This window comes from Streptomyces sp. HNM0645 (assembly GCF_030056615.1).
In the GTDB taxonomy this organism is placed as follows: domain Bacteria; phylum Actinomycetota; class Actinomycetes; order Streptomycetales; family Streptomycetaceae; genus Streptomyces; species Streptomyces marianii.
In genome coordinates, this window is sequence record NZ_JASHLT010000016.1 from 93512 (window position 1) to 111390 (window position 17879).

Genomic DNA, 17879 nt, shown 5'->3' on the forward strand with positions numbered 1-17879 from the left:
TGCGGACGCGGCGGCGGGGTGGGGCCCGGGCCGCACGGTCACGCCCGGGCCGGTTCGGGCCCGGGTGCGGGCGCGGAGCCGCCGTCCGGCCGGCGCGAACGCGCTTCGAGGAGGAGGGAGAGCACGAGGAGGCCGGTGCCGAGGGTCAGGAACGTCCACGGCAGCCGGGAGACCAGGAGGAGCACGAGGCCGCGGTTGGACGACACCAGGGCGACGGTGTGGTCCACGTAGTCCTCGCGCATCTTGACGTGCCCGGAGAACGCGGTCACCTTGTCACGGCCGCCGAGGAGCGACCCCCCGCGCAGTTCCTCGGTGTGGATCTCCTCGCCGTTGACGGGCGCCCCCGTGACGGGTTCGACCCAGAACATGCGCTTGGTGGTGTACCAGCGCGTGGTGCCGGTCTGCTTCTCCAGCGTCGTCGCGTCGATGCCGGGCATCGGCATCTTCTTCGGGTACGGCACCTTGGTCCACGGGACCGTCTGCTCGAAGTAGTAGACCTCCAGGCCGCGGAAGGTGCGGGTGCCCCGGTAGTGGATGGGGGCCGAGGTCCTGGTCTGGGCGTCGAAGTAGGCGTAGTCCCGCTTCTCGGTGAGGAAGGGCCACTTGAACTCGATGCCCTCGCGCCGGACCGGGTCCCCGTCGACGGCCTCCCCCGTGGCGTGCACGGGAGCCTGGGTGTGGGCGTCGAAGATGTACCGCTCGGGGATCTGGGAGACCGCTTCCCCGTCCGGCCCCTGGACGTAGGACAGCGAGTCCCAGACGACCACGTCCCGGCCCGCGTCGCGCTCGATCCGCTCCGACTCCTCCACGTTGCCCTTGAGGGTCTGCACGATGGTGACCTTCTCCACCTGCTTCGGCTGCATGGTGTCGTACTGCAGCAGGGTCGCGGGCCTCGCCTCGAGCACCATCTCCTGGTACTGGCTCGGCGGGATCTTCGCGAGCCGGGGGAAGGCGTACCAGCGCAGCACCGGCGCCAGCGCCGCGAAGAAGACGGCGAAGGACAGGAGCACGAGACTGGCTCTGCGGCGCACGGCGCTGCTCCTCCCGCTACTTCTTGGGGCCGGGGACGGTGGTGAGGAGCGGTCTGGGCGAGGTCTCCCCGGACGGTACGTCGAGCACGGCGATGAGCAGCACGACGAGGAGCACCGGGGCCAGCCCGACGGCGGCGGCGACGAGGGCGCGCATGGTCGGCCTCCCGAGTACGCGATCTGATGAAGCGTCAGAACAGCGGGCGGGGGCACCGTAGCAACGGGGCGTCGAGATGAGAACACGTCGCACCGCACACGGCACCGCCCCTCCGCGTGGGAAAGCGCGAAAGGGGCGGTGGTCCGAGGCGGAGCAGGTCAGACGGGCGGGGCCTCGGGGGCGGCGACCTTCAGTTCGACGGTCAACGTGGCGCCGCCCTCGGTCGTCAGACGCAGCAGGAACGTGCCGGACTGCTCGTCCGAGAAGATCTGCGGCAGCACCAGCAGACCGTCGGCGCCGGTCTTCAGCCCGGTGAGGGTGCGGACGGGCTTTTCCTCGGCGTCCTTGAAGTACGGTCCCCCGGTGTTCTCGGCGGGGTCGTCGGCCGAGGTGACCATCGTGGCCGTGACCGCCACACCCGCGGCCACCTCGCCCTTGAACGTGGCCTTGACCTCGACCGCGTCGGCGAACTCCGAGGACGGCGCCGCGGTCGGCTCCTTGTCGCCGGTCCGGACGAGCGCGTCGGCCTGGCGGGCGATGACGGTCGCGGTGCAGTCGAGCCGGGGCAGGGCGCGTCCGGCGACGGTGACGCGGATGGTGAAGTCGCCGGCCTCCTCACCGGCTTTCAGCGCGGGTGCGACGGCGACGCCGTCCTCGCCGGTGCGTACGACCGCGGTGGTGCGGTTGCCGGAGAACCGGGCGTCGGTCGCGCCGACGATCTCGAAGACGAGGTCGGCCCCGACGACCGACCGGCCCGAGCGGCTCTTCGCCCGGACCTTGGGTAGGACGGCGAAGTCCTCGCCGGCGACGGCCGTGGGACGACCGTCGCCCGCGTTCTCGATGGCGAACACCGTCGCGGCGGGCGGAGGGGTCGGAATCGGGGTCGGCGTCGGCGTCGGCGTCGGGCTCGGGGTCGTCGGCGTCGACGGACCCGGGGACGGCGTGCCGGTGTCCGGCTTCGACGGGTCCGGGGACGGCTTGGGGCTCCCGGTCGAACCGCCGGGGTTCGAGGGGGACGGTGAAGTGCCGGGGTTCGAGGGGGACGGCGAAGTGCCGGGGGTGACACCCGGCGTGGCCTGTGCGGCCGGTGCGGCGACCGTCCCGGTGGAGCCGCTCTTGCTGCGGCCGACCGGCAGCACTCCCGAGCCGTCGGGGACCTCGTGCGTGCCGCGCTTGTAGTACTCGAACCAGGACAGAACCGTCCGGAGGTACTCCCGGGAGCGGTTGTAGCTCAGGATCGCCTTGTCGAGGTCCTCCTTGACGGACAGGTCGCGGCCGCCGGCACAGAGGTACTTCGCGGCGGCGAGGGCCGCGTCGTAGATGTTGTTCGGATCCTTGCGGCCGTCGCTGTTGGCGTCCTGGCCCCAGGTGGCCCAGGTGGACGGGATGAACTGCATCGGGCCGACGGCGCGGTCGTGCGTGCGGTCGCCGTCGTAGGCGCCGTTGTCGGTGTCCGAGATGTTGGCGAACCCGACACCGTTCAGCACCGGGCCGAGTATCGGGGAGAAAGTCGTGCCGTTGGCGTCGACCCGGCCGCCGCGCGCCTGCCCGGACTCGACCTTGCCTATCGCGGCCAGCAGTTGCCAGGGGACCCTGCAGCCGGGGTCGCTGGCGGCGACGGCCTGCTCGGCCTGCTTGTACGCGGCCAGCACCGTGGCCGGAATACCGGCCTCCGCCGGGCCGACGACCGGCAGGTGGGGCGACACGCCCGGCTTGTTGGGGCTGTTCAGCGGTGGCAGGTCCGTGAAGTAGGGGGAGTTGCCGGTCGCCGAGGAGCCCGACTGAGGGGCGGACCCGGATGCCGGGGCGTCGCCGCCGGTGGCGGTGGGCACGACACCCGGCGCCTGCGACGCGGAGAGTGCGGCCACCGCGACCGCCGCCACCGCTGTCGTGGTGGCCCCCTTGCGCAGCCGACGGCCGAATTGCGCTGCCATACCCCTGATCCCTCCCCATAGGCGGCCGTTCGCGCTCCCCGCGCAACGTCCCGTGCGACATTACGGCAACTCCCGGCGCCGCGTAACAGTCACCCCGGCCGCCGGCGCCCGGCGTTCACCCCGCGTCCACGGACGGCATACGGGCGTCCGGTACGCACGGCGCCCGGTCGGGTTCCCGCATACTGGGCCGCATCGCTCGAACAAGGTCTCACGGGGGCGGCACCATGCCATTCACGCTCAGCCACGCCGCGGCGGTCCTGCCCGGCATCCGCAGGAACGGTGCAGCCCGGGGGCCGCTGGTCGCGTCGGCACTGGTCGCGGGCTCGTTCGCACCCGACATGACCTACTTCGCGGCGAGCGCCCTGCCGGGTGCGATGCGCTTCGGCGAAGTGACGCACGGCCCGCTGGGGGTGCTCACGGTCGACGTCGTCATCGCGGCGGGACTGGTGGGTCTCTGGCTGATGGTGCGTGAACCGCTGCTGGCCCTGCTGCCGCAGCACCTGCAGGCACGCGCCCACGCCATGGTGCGCGGCAACACCCAGCAGGACCGGACGCGGGCGTCGCTGGCGCTGTGGTTCTGGGTCTCGGCGGCGATCGGTGCTGCGACGCACGTCGTCTGGGACGCTTTCACACACTTCGACCGCTGGGGCACGCGGGCGCTGCCGGTACTGACCGAATCCCTCGCGGGATTCCCCCTCTACACGTACACGCAGTACGGGAGTTCGATCGTGGCGCTGGTGGCGCTGGGCTGGTTCGCGGGGTCCGCCTGGAAGCGCACCTCGGGGCGCACCGGGCCGGCACCCGTGCCGTCGCTGGGTCGGCGCGGACGGTGGGCCGCCGTGGCGCTGCTGACGCTGTGCGTGCTCGCGGGAACCGTGCACCGCTGCGTGCGCTGGTACGCGTACTGGGGCCGGGTCGACACGCCGCTCGACATCATCCCGACCGCGTGCTTCGGGGCGGGGGCGGGGCTTGCGGCGGGGGTCGTGCTGTACGGCGCGGCGGTCCGGCTGCGGTCACGCCGCGGCGCGAGCCAGGACGCGGCGCCCTCCCGGGAGCCTGCGGGCGTGTCCTGACGGGTGCCGCCCGTCAGGATCCCGCGTCGGAGCCCGGGAGGCCCGAACGCGGAGACGCCGACCACTCGTCGGGGGAAGCCTCCACCCGCGCGCCGCGACGCCCGCGCGGGAACGCGTGACCCCGGACGGAGACCGAGGGCGCACCGGCCGGCACGCCGTCGCCGAACGGACGCCGGCCCCGAACGACCTTCGGACCGCCCCGCGGGCGCCCACCGCCTCACGGACGAACGCGGGCGTCGCGCCCCGCAGGGGCGTGCGGGCGCCCACCGCCCGTACATCCCGGCCGGGCACACGCCGTGTCCCTCACGCCATCGCCGATCGATCCCACCGAACGACCTTCGGACCGCCCCGCGGGCGCCCACCGCCTCACGGACGAACGCGGGCGTCGTCCCCGCGCGGGCGCGAAGCGCCTCACGGACACACGCGAACGCGGCGGCTGCCGGACGGACGCGAAACGCCCGTACCGCCCCGGGACGCCCGCTCCCGGCGGCGTCAGTGCGCGGCGGACTCCCAGTCCGGGCCCACGCCCACCGAGACGTCGAGGGGTGCGCGCAGTTCCGCCGCCGCGGACATCTCGCGGCGGACGAGTTCCTCGACCCGCTCGCGCTCGCCCGGGGCGATCTCCAGAACGATTTCGTCGTGGACCTGGAGCAGCATCCGCGAGGCGAGACCCGCCTCCCGCAGCGCCGCGTCCACCCGCAGCATCGCCATCTTGACGATGTCCGCCGCCGTGCCCTGGATCGGCGCGTTCAGCGCCATGCGCTCGGCCGCCTCACGGCGCTGGCGGTTGTCGCTGTTGAGGTCCGGGAGGTAGCGACGGCGGCCGAACATCGTCGCCGTGTAGCCCGTGGCGCGTGCCTCGTCCACGACGCGGCGCAGATAGTCGCGGACGCCGCCGAACCGCTCGAAGTAGGTGTCCATCAGGGCCCGCGCCTCGGCCGCCTCGATGTTCAGCTGCTGGCTGAGGCCGAAGGCGGAGAGACCGTAGGCCAGTCCGTACGACATCGCCTTGATCTTGCGGCGCATCTCGGCGTCGACCGCGGACCGTTCGACGCCGAAGACCTGCGAGGCCACGGTCGTGTGCAGGTCCTCGCCCGAGGTGAACGCCTCGATCAGGCCCTCGTCCTCCGAGAGATGGGCCATGACCCGCAGTTCGATCTGACTGTAGTCGGCGGTCATCAGGGACTCGAAGCCCTCGCCGACGACGAAGCCGCGGCGGATCGCCCGACCCTCGTCCGTGCGCACCGGCACGTTCTGCAGGTTCGGGTCGGTGGAGGAGAGCCGTCCGGTCGCGGCGACGGTCTGGCTGAAGGTGGTGTGGATCCGGCCGTCCGCGGCGATGGTCTTGATCAGGCCCTCGACGGTGGAGCGCAGCCGGGCCTGCTCGCGGTGGCGGAGCATGATGACGGGCAGCTCGTGGTCGGTCTGGTTCGCGAGCCAGGCCAGCGCGTCGGCGTCGGTCGTGTAACCGGTCTTGGTCTTCTTGGTCTTGGGGAGGTTGAGCTCCCCGAAGAAGACCTCCTGGAGCTGCTTGGGCGAGCCGAGGTTGAACTCGTGGCCCACGGAGGCATGGGCCTCCTTCACCGCCTGCTGCACGGCTCCCGCGAACTGCTGCTCCATGGCCTCGAGATGGGCCCGGTCGGCGGAGATGCCGTGCCGCTCCATCCTGGCCAGCAGCAGTGACGTGGGCAGTTCCATGTCGTGCAGCAGCTCGCCGGCACCGACCTCGCCGAGCCTGCCGCCGAAGGCCTCGCCCAGGTCGAGGACGGCGCGGGCCTGCGCCATCAGCGCGTCGGCCTCGGCCTGCTCGTCCTCCGCGCCGAAGGCCAGTTGCCCGTCGGCCGCGGCGGGGGCCAGCTCGCGATGGAGGTACTCGACGGAGAGGGCGTCCAGCGCGAAGGACCGGCGCCCGGGCTTCACCAGGTAGGCGGCCAGGGCCGTGTCCATCGTGATGCCCCGGATGTCCCAGCCGTGCTCGGGGAAGACCCGCAGTGCCTCCTTGGCGCCGTGCACGACCTTGGGACGGTCGGGGTCGGAGATCCAGGAGGCGAAGGCACGCTCGCCGGCCTCGTCGAGCTGGGTCGTGTCGAACCAGGCCGCCGCTCCCCCGGCGGCCGCGAGAGCGATCTCGCTGACGCTGCCCACGCCCAGAGCCCAGGCGGCGACCGTGGCGACACCGAGCGGCTGGGCGCCGTGCCGCTCCAGCCAGGGGGCCAGTTCGCCCGCGCCGAGCACGCTGGCGTCGAGCTCCACACCGGCCGCCGGGGCCGGGGGCTCGTCCTCGGCGGCGCCCGGGTCGACGGCGAGCAGCCGCTCGCGCAGGCTCGGGTTACGGATCTCCAGGACCTCCAGGAAGCCCTTCAGCGCGGTCCGGTCGTAGGGCGCGCGCTCGAGGTCGCCGACGGACTTCGGCAGCTCCACGTCACGGACCAGTTCCGTCAGGTGACGGTTGAGCTTGACGGCCTCCAGATGGTCCCGGAGCGCCTGGCCGACCTTGCCCTTGACCTCGTCGGCGCGCTCCACGAGCTCCGCGAACGAGCCGAACTGGTTGATCCACTTCGTGGCCGTCTTCTCGCCGACGCCGGGGATGCCCGGGAGGTTGTCGGACGGGTCGCCGCGGAGGGCGGCGAAGTCCGGGTACTGGGAGGGGGTCAGCCCGTACTTCTCCTGGACCTTCCCCGGGGTGAACCGGGTCAGCTCGGAGACGCCCTTGGTCGGGTACAGCACGGTGACGTGGTCGGAGACGAGCTGGAAGGAGTCCCGGTCGCCGGTGACGATCAGGACCTCGAAGCCGGCGGCCTCGGCCCGGGTGGCGAGGGTCGCGATGATGTCGTCGGCCTCGAAGCCGTCCACGGCGAACCGGACCGCGTTCATCGTGTCGAGCAGTTCGCCGATCAGCTCGACCTGGCCCTTGAACTCGTCCGGCGTCGAGGAGCGGTTTGCCTTGTACTCGGGGAAGTCCTGGGAGCGCCAGGTCTTGCGGGACACGTCGAAGGCCACGGCGAAGTGCGTGGGCGCCTCGTCGCGGAGCGTGTTCGCCAGCATCGACGCGAAGCCGTAGACCGCGTTCGTCGTCTGGCCGCTCGCGGTCGTGAAGTTCTCCGCGGGCAGCGCGAAGAACGCCCGGTACGCCAGCGAGTGCCCGTCCATGAGGAGCAGGCGGGGACGGGTTTCCTCTGAGGTCTTCCTCGATGCTGTCTCAGCCACGGACACGATCCTGCCACGGACCGCCGACAAAGCCGCCCACGGCCGCCGGGGTCAGGCCACCGCGCACGCGTGACAGGATCGGTGGCGTACAGCCCATCCTCTCGTCCGCGCTCGAAGGGGAGCACGATGGCCACCAAGCCGCCCGAAGACGACCCGGTGCAGGACGCACCCCGGGTCGAGGCGCCCCGGCACGCCGCGGCCGGACTCCCGGCGATCGGGCACACACTCAGGGTCGCTCAGCGGCAGATGGGGCCGGTGCGCACCGCGCGCACCCTCCTCAGGGTGAACCAGAAGGACGGCTTCGACTGCCCCGGCTGCGCCTGGCCCGAGGGCGAGCGCCGTCATGTGGCGGAGTTCTGCGAGAACGGCGCGAAGGCGGTGGCGGAGGAGGCGACGCTGCGCCGGGTCACGCCGGACTTCTTCGCCGCCCACCCGGTGTCCGACCTGGCCTCCCGCAGCGGATACTGGCTGGGCCAGCAGGGCCGCATCACCGAGCCCGTGTACCTGGCGGAGGGCGCCGACCACTACGAGGCGGTGACCTGGGAGCGGGCCTTCGCGATCGTCGCCGAGGAGCTGGGGGCGCTCGGCTCCCCCGACGAGGCCCTCTTCTACACCTCGGGCCGCACCAGCAACGAGGCCGCCTTCCTGCTGCAGCTCTTCGCCCGCGAGTTCGGCACCAACAACCTGCCGGACTGCTCCAACATGTGCCACGAGTCCTCGAGCTCGGCGCTGACCGAGACGCTGGGCGTGGGCAAGGGCAGCGTCTCCCTGGAGGATCTGCACCGGGCCGACCTGATCGTCGTCGCCGGGCAGAACCCGGGGACGAACCACCCGCGGATGCTGTCCGCGCTGGAGGAGGCCAAGCGGTCCGGCGCGAAGATCATTTCGGTGAATCCGCTGCCGGAGGCCGGGCTCGAGCGGTTCAGGAACCCGCAGACGGCGCGGGGCATGCTCAAGGGCGTCCAGCTCACCGACCTCTTCCTCCAGATCCGCATCGGCGGCGACCAGGCCCTCTTCCGGCTCCTGAACAAGCTGATGCTCCAGGTGCCGGGCGGAGTCGACGAGGCGTTCGTCCGGGAGCACACGCACGGTTACGAGGAGTTCGCCGCCGCGGCGCGCGCCGCCGACTGGGACGAGACGCTCGCCGCGACCGGCCTCGACCGCGCGGACATCGAGCGAGCGGCGAGCATGGTCCTCGCCTCGGAGCGGACGATCGTCTGCTGGGCGATGGGCCTGACCCAGCACAAGCACGCCGTCGCGACCATCCGCGAGATCGTCAACCTGCTGCTGCTGCGCGGCTGCGTCGGCCGTCCCGGCGCGGGCGTGTGCCCGGTGCGCGGGCATTCCAACGTCCAGGGCGACCGCACGATGGGCATCTTCGAGCGCCCTTCGGACGCCTTCCTCGACGCCCTGGAGAAGGAGTTCGGCTTCGCCCCGCCGCGGCACCACGGCCTGGACACGGTCCGGGCCATCAGGGCGCTGCGGGACGGCGAGTCGAAGGTGTTCTTCGCCATGGGCGGCAACTTCGTGGCCGCCACGCCCGACACGGACATCACCGAGGCGGCGATGCGCCGCGCCCGGCTCACCGTGCACGTGTCGACGAAGCTCAACCGCTCGCACGCGGTGACCGGGACGCGGGCGCTGATCCTGCCCACGCTCGGCCGGACCGACAGGGACGAGCAGAGGAGCGGCCGCCAGTTCGTGACGGTCGAGGACTCCATGGGCATGGTGCACGCGTCCCGCGGCAACCTTCCGCCGGCGAGTGAGCACCTGCTGTCCGAGCCGGCGATCGTGGCCCGACTGGCCCGGGCGGTGCTCGGCCCGGGGTCGAGGACCCCGTGGGAGGAGTTCGAGGAGGACTACGCCACGATCCGGGACCGGATCTCCCGGGTGGTGCCCGGCTTCGAGGACTTCAACAAGAGGATCGCCCGCCCCGGCGGCTTCACCCTGCCCCACGCCCCGCGCGACGAGCGCCGCTTCCCCACGGCTACGGGCCGGGCCAACTTCACGGCGGCGCCGGTCGAGTACCCGGAGGTTCCCGAGGGCCGGCTGCTGCTGCAGACCCTGCGCTCCCACGACCAGTACAACACCACGATCTACGGGCTCGACGACCGGTACCGCGGTGTCAGGGGCGGCCGCCGCGTCGTCCTCGTCCACCCGGAGGACGCGGCGGAGCTGGGGCTCGCGGACGGCTCGTACGCCGATCTCGTCAGCGAGTGGACGGACGGCGTGGAGCGCCGGGCCCCCGGCTTCCGCGTGGTGCACTACCCGACCGCCCGGGGCTGCGCCGCCGCGTACTACCCGGAGACCAACGTCCTGGTGCCGCTGGACGCCACCGCGGACACCAGCAACACCCCCGCCAGCAAGTCCGTGATCGTGCGTCTGGAACAATCACCGACCGACTGAGCGTTCGCTCAGGCGACGGAGCCCCAGGACACCACAGACGCACGACGATCGGAGCCGGCCCATGGGTGAGCAGACGACGGTGAAGTTCCCGCAGGAGGTCATCGACGAGTACGCCGCACTCGGTGTCGACCTGCCCTCGCTGTTCTCGGCGGGGACCCTCGGCAACCGGATGGGTGTGCAGGTCGTCGAGGCCTCCGCGGAGCGCGTCGTCGGGACGATGCCGGTGGAGGGCAACACTCAGCCGTACGGCCTGCTGCACGGCGGGGCGTCCGCGGTGCTGGCCGAGACCCTCGGGTCGGTCGGGTCGATGCTGCACGGCGGCAGTTCGAAGATCGCCGTCGGTGTGGACCTCAACTGCACGCACCACCGGGGTGTGCGCTCCGGGCAGGTCACGGGCGTGGCGACACCGGTACACCGGGGCCGCTCCACCGCCACCTACGAGATCGTGATCACCGATGAGCAGGACAAGCGGGTCTGCACGGCCCGGCTGACCTGCCTGCTGAGGGACGTCCGTCCCCAGGACGCGGACCACGTCCCGGGGACGGACGGCTGACGCGCGCCCGCAGGGTCTGACGGGACAGCCCTCAGGGGGCGACCGGCAGGGTGACGCTGCTGATACCGGCCCGGACGGCGAGTTCCGTCCCGGCCGGGTGGCGCAGGGTGTGGTCGTGGTCGGTCGAGATCAGCACGACTCCCAGCCGGTGCCCCTTCTTGAAGACGTGGTCCTGGGGCTGCATCGCCCACTCCAGTCGGTACTCGCGGCCCTCGACGACCGTGCTCTGCCGCTCGACCGAGTCCCGGTTGCGGATGTCCAGCCAGCCGCGCGAGACGATCTTGAAGTCGGCCGTCTCGGTGCGGTGGCGGGTGCGGTAGGCGCATCCGGTGTCCCCGGGGATGCCCTCGCCGTAGCAGACCTGCTGCGTGGTGTCCGTGACGGTGCCTGCCGTCGCCCGGGTGTCGGTGCCGTAGTCGACCAGCAGCGCGGTCACGTACGGCGACGAGCCGTCGAGCGAGGCCCGTACCGACATCTCCGGCACGCCGTTGACCCTCAGATCGGCCGGCAGCGGACGGGTGGTGTAGGCGAGCCGGTCGGGCCGTGCCGCACCGGGGTCCGTCACCAGTTGCTCGGCGGGTACGGTGCGGCCCCGGTCGGTCGCCTGCTGCCGCACGGGCCTGCCCGGCAGCGGTGAGAGCCCGTCCTCGGTCAGCCACAGTCTGACGTCACGGGTGCCGCGCGCCGGCCAGTCGGACTGCCGCCGCCAGCTGAAGTCCGACTGCTCGACCTCGACGGGCGGTGCGGTGAGCGCGCCGTTGTCCAGCCCGTACAGCCAGTGGTCGAACCACTGGTGCAGCTGGTCGAGCCACTCCTCCATGCGCAGTGGCATCGGGTTGACGTGGCCCGCCTGATGGAGCCACAGCTTCCGCGGGACGCCGTGCCTCTTCAGCGCCTCCCACAACCGCCCGAAGTGCCGCGTCTTCACGTTCCAGTCGTTGCCGCCGTGGACGAGGAAGACGCCCGCCTTGATCCCGCCGACGTCGCGGAGGTAGTCCCGCTCCTTCCAGAAGGGGGTGAAGTCCCCCGTCACCCGGTCCTGTTCGGCGGTGAGCCGGTCGATGACGGGCCGGCAGACCTCCCGGTCGGCGCGGGTGTGCACGTACTTCGCGAGGACGTCGGCGTCCTCGCCCTGGTAGCCGCCGGGCGCCACCACTCCGCCGCCCGCGCGGTAGTAGTCGTACCAGGACGAGATCCCCGAGATCGGCACGATGGCCTTGAGCCCCTCGACCCCGGTCGTGGCGACGGCCGTCGGCAGGGTGCCGTTGTACGAGATGCCCATCATCGCCGTGTCGCCCGTCGACCAGGCGGCGCCCACGGGCCTGCCGTCGGGGTCCCAGCCCCGGGCGCGGCCGTTCAGCCAGTCGACGGCAGCCTTCGCGCCGAGCGTCTCGTTGCGGCCGCCCGAGGTCGGGCAGCCGGTCGAGCCGCCCGTGCCGAGGCTGTCGACCTGCGCCACCGCGTAGCCGCGTGGGAGGAAGTAGTTGTCCGTGTAACCGGACCAGGGCGCCGACGAGGCGGACGGCCCGGCGGATCCCTGCTCCTCGTACGGGGTCACCGGTCCGGGGACCCGCTCGTCCCCGGTGAGCCGGCCGTGCGCGGGCAGACCGTCCACGTCCACGTCGACGTCGTGGTACCGGACGTCGTTGCCACCCGCCCAGTAGGGGCTGGCCTCGACGATGGTGGCGACCTTCAGCCCCGCGTCGGTCTCCTTGGGACGCAGGATCCTCATCCGTACCGTGTCGCGCCGGCCGTCGCCGTCGCTGTCCGCCTCGGTCTCGATGTCGACCTGCTGGTGGACGGCGTCGGCACGGGAGAAGACGGGCTGGGTCCGGTTGCCCACGATGCTCAGCGCCGGGTCGTCCGCCCGCGCCGCCGGCGCGGGCAGCGCCGACATCAGCGACACGGCCAGCGCGGCCGTGCCCCATCGGTACGCCGTGCGGGCACGCGCCACGCGGGCCGCGCCTGTTCGGGGGGATCTCGCCATTCGTGCCCTCCAGGGCCGGGGTTGGTGACGATCACGGGTGACGATCACGCGGGTTGCGCGGACACATTTCACCCTGTGCGCCCCAGCGGCACCAGACCCAACACGGCCACGGCCAGGCCCTCTTGCACCCGGCTGCGGATCCTCTCGTCCCGCCACCGCCGGCCCGCCACCGGATGGGGAGACCCGCCCCGTTGCCGCGGCGGGCGGACGGGTCTAGCGTCGACGCATGACCGACGGCGCACCGCCCCGCCCGTGGTGTGTCCCGCTGCGCCTGCTCACCCCGTCCGTCGCGCTGGCGGCCGTTCTGGCCGGCTGCGCGGGCCCCGGCGCGGGGACGGCCCCCCGGCCCTCCCCGTCCCCCCGGACGACCCCGCCCCAGGAGCTGTGCACCCGGCTCGTCACCCAGTGGGCGCACCGGCTCCTCGCGGACGGCGGCAGCGGTTACGGCGACTACCAGTCAATGGGCCTGTCCAACGGCCAGTACGGGATCCTGCGCACCGTCCTGGACGCCGGCCGGGCCGAGGAACGGCGCAACGGACCCGATGCGGCACGGCGCCTGACGCATCGTCTGTCCGAGCGGGGCTGTACGGAGCGCTACCGCGGCGGAGTTCCGACGGGAGGGCCGTGGCAGTGATCGGCGTGGGCCCCGTGGAGCCCCGTGGCCACACGTACGCGGTGGAACCTTCCGCTCCGCCCGTCCGGCGGGAACCGGCCGGGAAGTACGCAGGGTTCGCCGTCCGGCACCGCCGCCCGGTGGCCGTCGCCGTGACCGCCTGCGCCATCGCCGCGGGTTCCGCCTTCCTCTGGACCACCCGCCCTCGACCGGACCCCGGCCCCTGGCCCGCGCAGGCGGTTTCGGTGTCGTACGGGGGTGCCGTCCCGGCGGTGGACCGGTCCGGCGGGGCGCTCCGCTTCCCGCTGGGGATCCGCGTGGAGACCGGACCGCCGGTGACGGTCGAGAGCATCCGCCAGCCGTCCCCGGCGCTGGGCCTGACGGCGTCCCCGAACCCTCCCGTTACGGTCAGAACCGGGTCCACCCGGACCGTGGTGATCACCGTTGCCGTACGCGACTGCAAAAAGGCACCCCGAAATGCCGGACTCCCATTCCTCGACGTAACGCTCCGTAATGTGCACGCAAAACAGGACCAGAGTTCATCCTCGGCGACCGGTACGCCCGGGACCTGGCGCGGGCCGTCGCTGACTACTGCGAGCAACCACCACGGCTGTCATGAGCAAAATGCGGAAACAGTCATGCACCGGATGCCGCAAATCCGATCGGGATAACAAGAGCGTCACAGCATCAGTCAGACCAGTGCTTAATTTCCATTTAGCCGCTTAGAGTCACGGCCAGTCACCGCGCCAGATCCCTTCCCAGTAAGGCTCCAGCGCTCGACTCGGCGCTCCACGGAGGAGCAGCCGTGCCAGGTGAAAGGACCAAATTCGTGCGTCAACGTTCGCTCATAGCCATAACCGCTGCTCTGGCTGCGGGGGCACTCACCCTTACCGCCTGTGGCTCGCGCGACGACAAGGGCGGGGACTCGGCGGCCGGTGGCGACACCACCGTGGTCATCGGTGTCGACGCGCCGCTGACCGGCGACCTCTCCGCGCTGGGTCTCGGCATCAAGAACTCCGTGGACCTCGCCGCCAAGCAGGCCAACGAGAAGAAGTACGTCAAGGGCGTCACCTTCAAGATCGAGGCGCTCGACGACCAGGCCCAGCCGTCGTCGGGCCAGCAGAACGCCACCAAGCTCGTCGCCGACAAGAACGTCCTCGGCGTCGTGGGCCCGCTGAACTCCTCCGTCGCCGAGTCGATGCAGAAGGTCTTCGACGACGCGAAGCTCGCCCAGGTGTCGCCCGCCAACACCGCCCCGGCGCTGAGCCAGGGCCCGGACTGGAACAGCGGCACCAAGAAGCGCCCGTTCAGCTCGTACTTCCGCACGTCCACCACGGACGCCATCCAGGGTCCGTTCGCCGCGCAGTACCTCTTCAACGAGGCCAAGAAGACGAAGGTCTTCGTCATCGACGACAAGAAGACCTACGGCGCCGGCCTCGCGGCCACCTTCAAGGCCGAGTTCACCAAGCTGGGCGGCAAGGTCGCCGGCGAGGACCACGTCGACCCGGAGACCAAGGACTTCTCCTCCGTCGTCACCAAGATCAAGAGCTCCAAGGCCGACGTCGTCTACTACGGTGGCGAGTACCCGGCCGCCGGCCCGCTGAGCAAGCAGATCAAGAAGGCCGGCGCCAAGATCCCGCTCGTCGGCGGCGACGGCATCTACAGCGCCGACTTCATCAAGCTCTCCGGCAAGGAGGGCGAGGGCGACCTGGCCACCTCCGTCGGCGCGCCGATCGAGACCCTCCCGTCGGCCAAGGAGTTCGTCGCGAACTACGAGAAGGCCGGCTACAAGGAGGCCTTCGAGGCCTACGGCGGCTACTCCTACGACGCCGCCTGGTCGATCATCGAGGCCGTCAAGAAGGTCGTCGACGACAACGGCGGCAAGCTGCCCGAGTCCAAGGACGCCCGCTCCAAGGTCATCGACGCCCTGAAGGACGTGTCCTTCGAGGGCGTGACCGGCAAGGTCGCGTTCGACGAGTACGGCGACACGACCAACAAGCAGCTGACGGTCTACCAGTACAAGGGCGGCGCCTGGGCGCCCGTCAAGTCCGGTACGTTCTCCGGCTGATCAGCTCTCCGCAGCACATCCATCGCCGCGCGGGGCGCCGCACCAGGCGTCCCGCGCGGTGTCATATCCGGCGCAAGACTTATCGGAGGACATGCGGTGAACGAACTGCCGCAGCAGCTGGTCAACGGCCTGCTACTCGGATCGATGTACGGGCTCGTCGCCATCGGCTACACAATGGTCTACGGCATCGTCCAGCTCATCAACTTCGCCCACGGCGAGATCTTCATGACGGGTGGCTTCGGCGCCCTCACCGTGTGGCTGATACTCCCCGGCGGCACCACCATGTGGGTGGCGCTGCCGCTCATGATCATCGGTGCGGTCGTCGTCGCCACCACCATCGCCGTGGGAGCGGAACGCCTCGCCTACCGGCCACTCCGCGGAGGGCCGAGACTCGCCCCGCTCATCACCGCGATCGGCCTGTCCCTCGCGCTCCAGCAGGCCGTATGGGCGTGGTACCCCGGGGCAAAGTCGTCCCGCACGTTCCCCGAGATCCCGGGCGGCCCCTTCCACATCGGTGGCGTCACCATCCAGACCGGTGACATATTCCTGCTCATCGCCGCCCCCGTCTCCATGGCCGTCCTCGGCTACTTCGTCATGAAGACCCGCACCGGCCGCGGCATGCAGGCCACCGCGCAGGACCCCGACACCGCCAAGCTCATGGGCGTCAACACCGATCGCATCATCGTCGTCGCCTTCGCCCTCGGCGCCGCGTTCGCCGCCATCGGAGCCGTCGCCTACGGCCTCAAGTACGGCGAAGTCCAGTTCCGCATGGGCTTCCTCCTCGGCCTCAAGGCCTTCACCGCGGCCGTCCTCGGTGGCATCGGCAACATCTACGGCGCCATGATCGGCGGCCTGGTCCTCGGCGTCGCCGAGACCATGGCGGCCGCCTACGTCTCCGAGGTCCCCGGCATGCAGCAGCTCGGCGGCCAGTCCTGGGCCAACGCCTGGGCCTTCGTACTCCTCATCCTCGTGCTCCTGTTCCGGCCCCAGGGCCTCCTCGGCGAGCGCGTCGCGGACAGGGCGTGACCACCATGACCACACAGACCAGCACCACGGGCACCCCCGAGACCGCATCGGCCGAGACCCGCTCAGGGCTCCTGCCCCCGCGCATCGCCCGCGCCACCGCGACCGCCGGCGGCGCCCTCTCCGCCCTCTCCGCCTTCACCGCCTGGACCTGGACCGCCGCATTCCCCGGCGATCTCACCGTCTACGGCTACCCCGGCGGGCTCCAGTGGCTCGTCCTCGTCGGCGGCGCCCTGACCGTGCTCTTCGGCCTGTCCTCCTACGGCGTCAAGGGCCTGCGCTGGCTCACCCCGGCGGGCGCGGACTCCGCCCTCAAGCTCGCCGCCTACGCCGTGTTCGCCACCGCCTGGTACACGGTCATCGCCATCAGCACCCAGCTCGGCGGCCTCGTCAACCTCGAGCCCGGCGGCTTCGTCGCCGCCCTGGCCTCCCTGGCCGCCCTCATCGGCGCCCAGTCCCTGCCGTACGAACGCCCCGAACTCCACCCCGCCGACCCCGAGGACAGCGGCTGGCAGCAGTTCAAGCACGATCTGGGCAACCGCTGGGCGGGCTTCAAGGCCGGCTTCGCCGCCGACGCCCCGCCGCCGGCGCGCAGGCTCCCCGCCTACGCCGAGATCCTGATCATCACCGGCTTCCTCGCCCTCGGCCTCGCCGTCTTCACCTACGGCATCACCACCGAGTACGACGAACTGTTCATCGGCTTCCTGCTCACCGCGGGCTTCGGATTCGCCGCGCTCACCAAGGCCGGCCTCGTCGCCCGAATCTCCGTGCTCACCGCACGCCACCGCAACGTCACCCTGACCGGCGCGTTCGCCGCGGCCGCGGCCTTCCCCTTCACCCAGAGCGACGACCAGTACGCCACCATCGGCGTCAACATCCTCATCTTCGCCACCGTCGCCCTGGGCCTGAACATCGTCGTCGGCCTCGCCGGCCTCCTCGACCTCGGCTACGTCGCCTTCCTCGGTGTCGGTGCGTACGCCGCAGCCATGGTTTCCGGCTCGCCCTCCTCCCCGTTCGACATCCACCTCCCGTTCTGGGGCGCGATCCTCGTCGGCGCCGCCGCGTCCATGGTCTTCGGCGTTCTCATCGGCGCCCCCACCCTGCGACTGCGCGGCGACTACCTGGCCATCGTCACGCTCGGCTTCGGTGAGATCTTCCGCATCGCCGTGCTGAACCTCGACGGCACCTCCGGCCCCGACATCACCAACGGCTCCAACGGCATCTCCTCGATCCCGAACCTCAACATCCTCGGGTTCGACTTCGGCGCCGAGCACAGCATCGGCGGCTTCACCATCGGCCGCTTCGCGAACTACTTCTTCCTGATGCTGCTCGTCACGCTGATCGTCGTCGTCGTGTTCCGCAGGAGCGCGGACTCCCGCATCGGACGCGCCTGGATCGCCATCCGCGAGGACGAGACCGCCGCACTCGCCATGGGCATCAACGGGTTCCGCGTCAAGCTCATCGCCTTTGCGCTCGGCGCCGCGCTCGCCGGCCTGGCCGGCACGGTCCAGGCACACGTCACCTACACCGTGACCCCGGAGCAGTACCAGTTCGCCCACGTCGTCCCGCCGAACTCGGCGTTCCTGCTCGCCGCGGTCGTCCTCGGCGGCATGGGCACGATCAGCGGCCCGCTCGTCGGCGGCGCACTGCTCTTCCTCATCCCCGCCAAGCTGCAGTTCCTCAGCGACCTCCAGCTCCTCGCGTTCGGCCTCGCGCTCGTCCTGCTGATGCGCTTCCGCCCCGAGGGCCTCATCCCCAACCGCCGCCGCCAGCTCGAGTTCCACGAGAACGAGGAAGCGCCCGCCACCCTCACCAAGGCAGGTGCCTGAA

12 protein-coding genes are annotated in these 17879 nt (G+C 71.4%); 7 read left to right on the top strand and 5 right to left on the bottom strand.

All coding sequences use genetic code 11. The features are described from left to right. Nucleotides 1-38: 38 nt before the first annotated feature. From pgfA to QMZ92_RS13860, 3 genes are all read right to left on the bottom strand, one after another. Complete coding sequence (gene pgfA / locus QMZ92_RS13850) at nt 39-1031, bottom strand: cell envelope lipid trafficking protein PgfA (RefSeq protein ID WP_283297673.1); 993 nt, start codon at nt 1029-1031, stop codon at nt 39-41. A 16-nt stretch (nt 1032-1047) separates the two neighbouring features. Next, nucleotides 1048-1185 carry an SPW_0924 family protein gene (locus tag QMZ92_RS13855; protein ID WP_283297674.1) on the bottom strand — a complete coding sequence of 46 codons (138 nt, stop codon included), beginning with the start codon at nt 1183-1185 and terminating at the stop codon, nt 1048-1050. 158 nt (nt 1186-1343) lie between these two features. After that, nucleotides 1344-3119 carry a lytic transglycosylase domain-containing protein gene (locus QMZ92_RS13860; protein ID WP_283297675.1) on the bottom strand — a complete coding sequence of 592 codons (1776 nt, stop codon included), beginning with the start codon at nt 3117-3119 and terminating at the stop codon, nt 1344-1346. Between the two features lie 224 nt (nt 3120-3343). Between QMZ92_RS13860 and QMZ92_RS13865 the strand changes: the two genes are divergently transcribed. Further along, entirely contained in the window at nt 3344-4192 is an 849-nt protein-coding gene (locus QMZ92_RS13865; RefSeq protein ID WP_283297676.1) for a DUF4184 family protein, read from the top strand. 492 nt (nt 4193-4684) lie between these two features. Here the strand turns inward: QMZ92_RS13865 and polA are convergent, their stop codons facing one another. Then, on the bottom strand, nt 4685-7342 hold the full coding sequence (gene polA, locus QMZ92_RS13870; RefSeq protein WP_283297708.1) for a DNA polymerase I: 2658 nt from the start codon (nt 7340-7342) through the stop codon (nt 4685-4687). Between the two features lie 183 nt (nt 7343-7525). Here polA and QMZ92_RS13875 point away from each other — a divergent pair, with 183 nt between their 5' ends. Then, nucleotides 7526-9805, top strand: a complete 2280-nt coding sequence (locus QMZ92_RS13875) for an FdhF/YdeP family oxidoreductase (RefSeq protein ID WP_283297677.1) — start codon at nt 7526-7528, stop codon at nt 9803-9805. Between the two features lie 61 nt (nt 9806-9866). Continuing rightward, the gene (locus QMZ92_RS13880; RefSeq protein WP_283297678.1) at nt 9867-10358 is read left to right on the top strand and encodes a PaaI family thioesterase; all 492 of its coding nucleotides are present in this window, start codon (nt 9867-9869) and stop codon (nt 10356-10358) included. A 31-nt stretch (nt 10359-10389) separates the two neighbouring features. Here QMZ92_RS13880 and QMZ92_RS13885 read toward each other — a convergent pair whose 3' ends face one another. Next, nucleotides 10390-12312: a Xaa-Pro dipeptidyl-peptidase gene (locus tag QMZ92_RS13885; protein ID WP_283297679.1), complete on the bottom strand. Its 1923-nt coding sequence runs from the start codon at nt 12310-12312 to the stop codon at nt 10390-10392. A gap of 259 nt (nt 12313-12571) precedes the next feature. On the opposite strand from QMZ92_RS13885, the gene QMZ92_RS13890 reads away from it, so the two are divergent. From QMZ92_RS13890 to QMZ92_RS13905, 4 genes are all read left to right on the top strand, one after another. Next, nucleotides 12572-12979, top strand: coding sequence for a hypothetical protein (locus QMZ92_RS13890; protein ID WP_283297680.1), 408 nt, complete (start codon nt 12572-12574; stop codon nt 12977-12979). Nucleotides 12980-13787: 808 nt separating this feature from the next. Beyond that, nucleotides 13788-15026, top strand: a complete 1239-nt coding sequence (locus QMZ92_RS13895) for a branched-chain amino acid ABC transporter substrate-binding protein (RefSeq protein ID WP_283297681.1) — start codon at nt 13788-13790, stop codon at nt 15024-15026. A 96-nt stretch (nt 15027-15122) separates the two neighbouring features. Further along, nucleotides 15123-16052 (top strand): branched-chain amino acid ABC transporter permease, encoded by a 930-nt coding sequence (locus tag QMZ92_RS13900; RefSeq protein ID WP_283297682.1) that lies wholly within the window; start codon nt 15123-15125, stop codon nt 16050-16052. Beyond that, nucleotides 16049-17878: a branched-chain amino acid ABC transporter permease gene (locus QMZ92_RS13905; protein ID WP_283297683.1), complete on the top strand. Its 1830-nt coding sequence runs from the start codon at nt 16049-16051 to the stop codon at nt 17876-17878. Before QMZ92_RS13900 ends, QMZ92_RS13905 begins: the two co-directional genes overlap by 4 nt. Nucleotide 17879 lies beyond the last annotated feature (1 nt).

Coding starts and splice junctions, on each gene's coding strand:
- QMZ92_RS13890 (WP_283297680.1), top strand. CDS start 12,572: ATGACCGACGGCGCACCGCCCCGCCCGTGGTGTGTCCCGCTGCGCCTG.
- QMZ92_RS13860 (WP_283297675.1), bottom strand. CDS start 3,119: ATGGCAGCGCAATTCGGCCGTCGGCTGCGCAAGGGGGCCACCACGACA.
- QMZ92_RS13875 (WP_283297677.1), top strand. CDS start 7,526: ATGGCCACCAAGCCGCCCGAAGACGACCCGGTGCAGGACGCACCCCGG.
- QMZ92_RS13865 (WP_283297676.1), top strand. CDS start 3,344: ATGCCATTCACGCTCAGCCACGCCGCGGCGGTCCTGCCCGGCATCCGC.
- QMZ92_RS13855 (WP_283297674.1), bottom strand. CDS start 1,185: ATGCGCGCCCTCGTCGCCGCCGCCGTCGGGCTGGCCCCGGTGCTCCTC.
- QMZ92_RS13880 (WP_283297678.1), top strand. CDS start 9,867: ATGGGTGAGCAGACGACGGTGAAGTTCCCGCAGGAGGTCATCGACGAG.
- polA (WP_283297708.1), bottom strand. CDS start 7,342: ATGGACGGGCACTCGCTGGCGTACCGGGCGTTCTTCGCGCTGCCCGCG.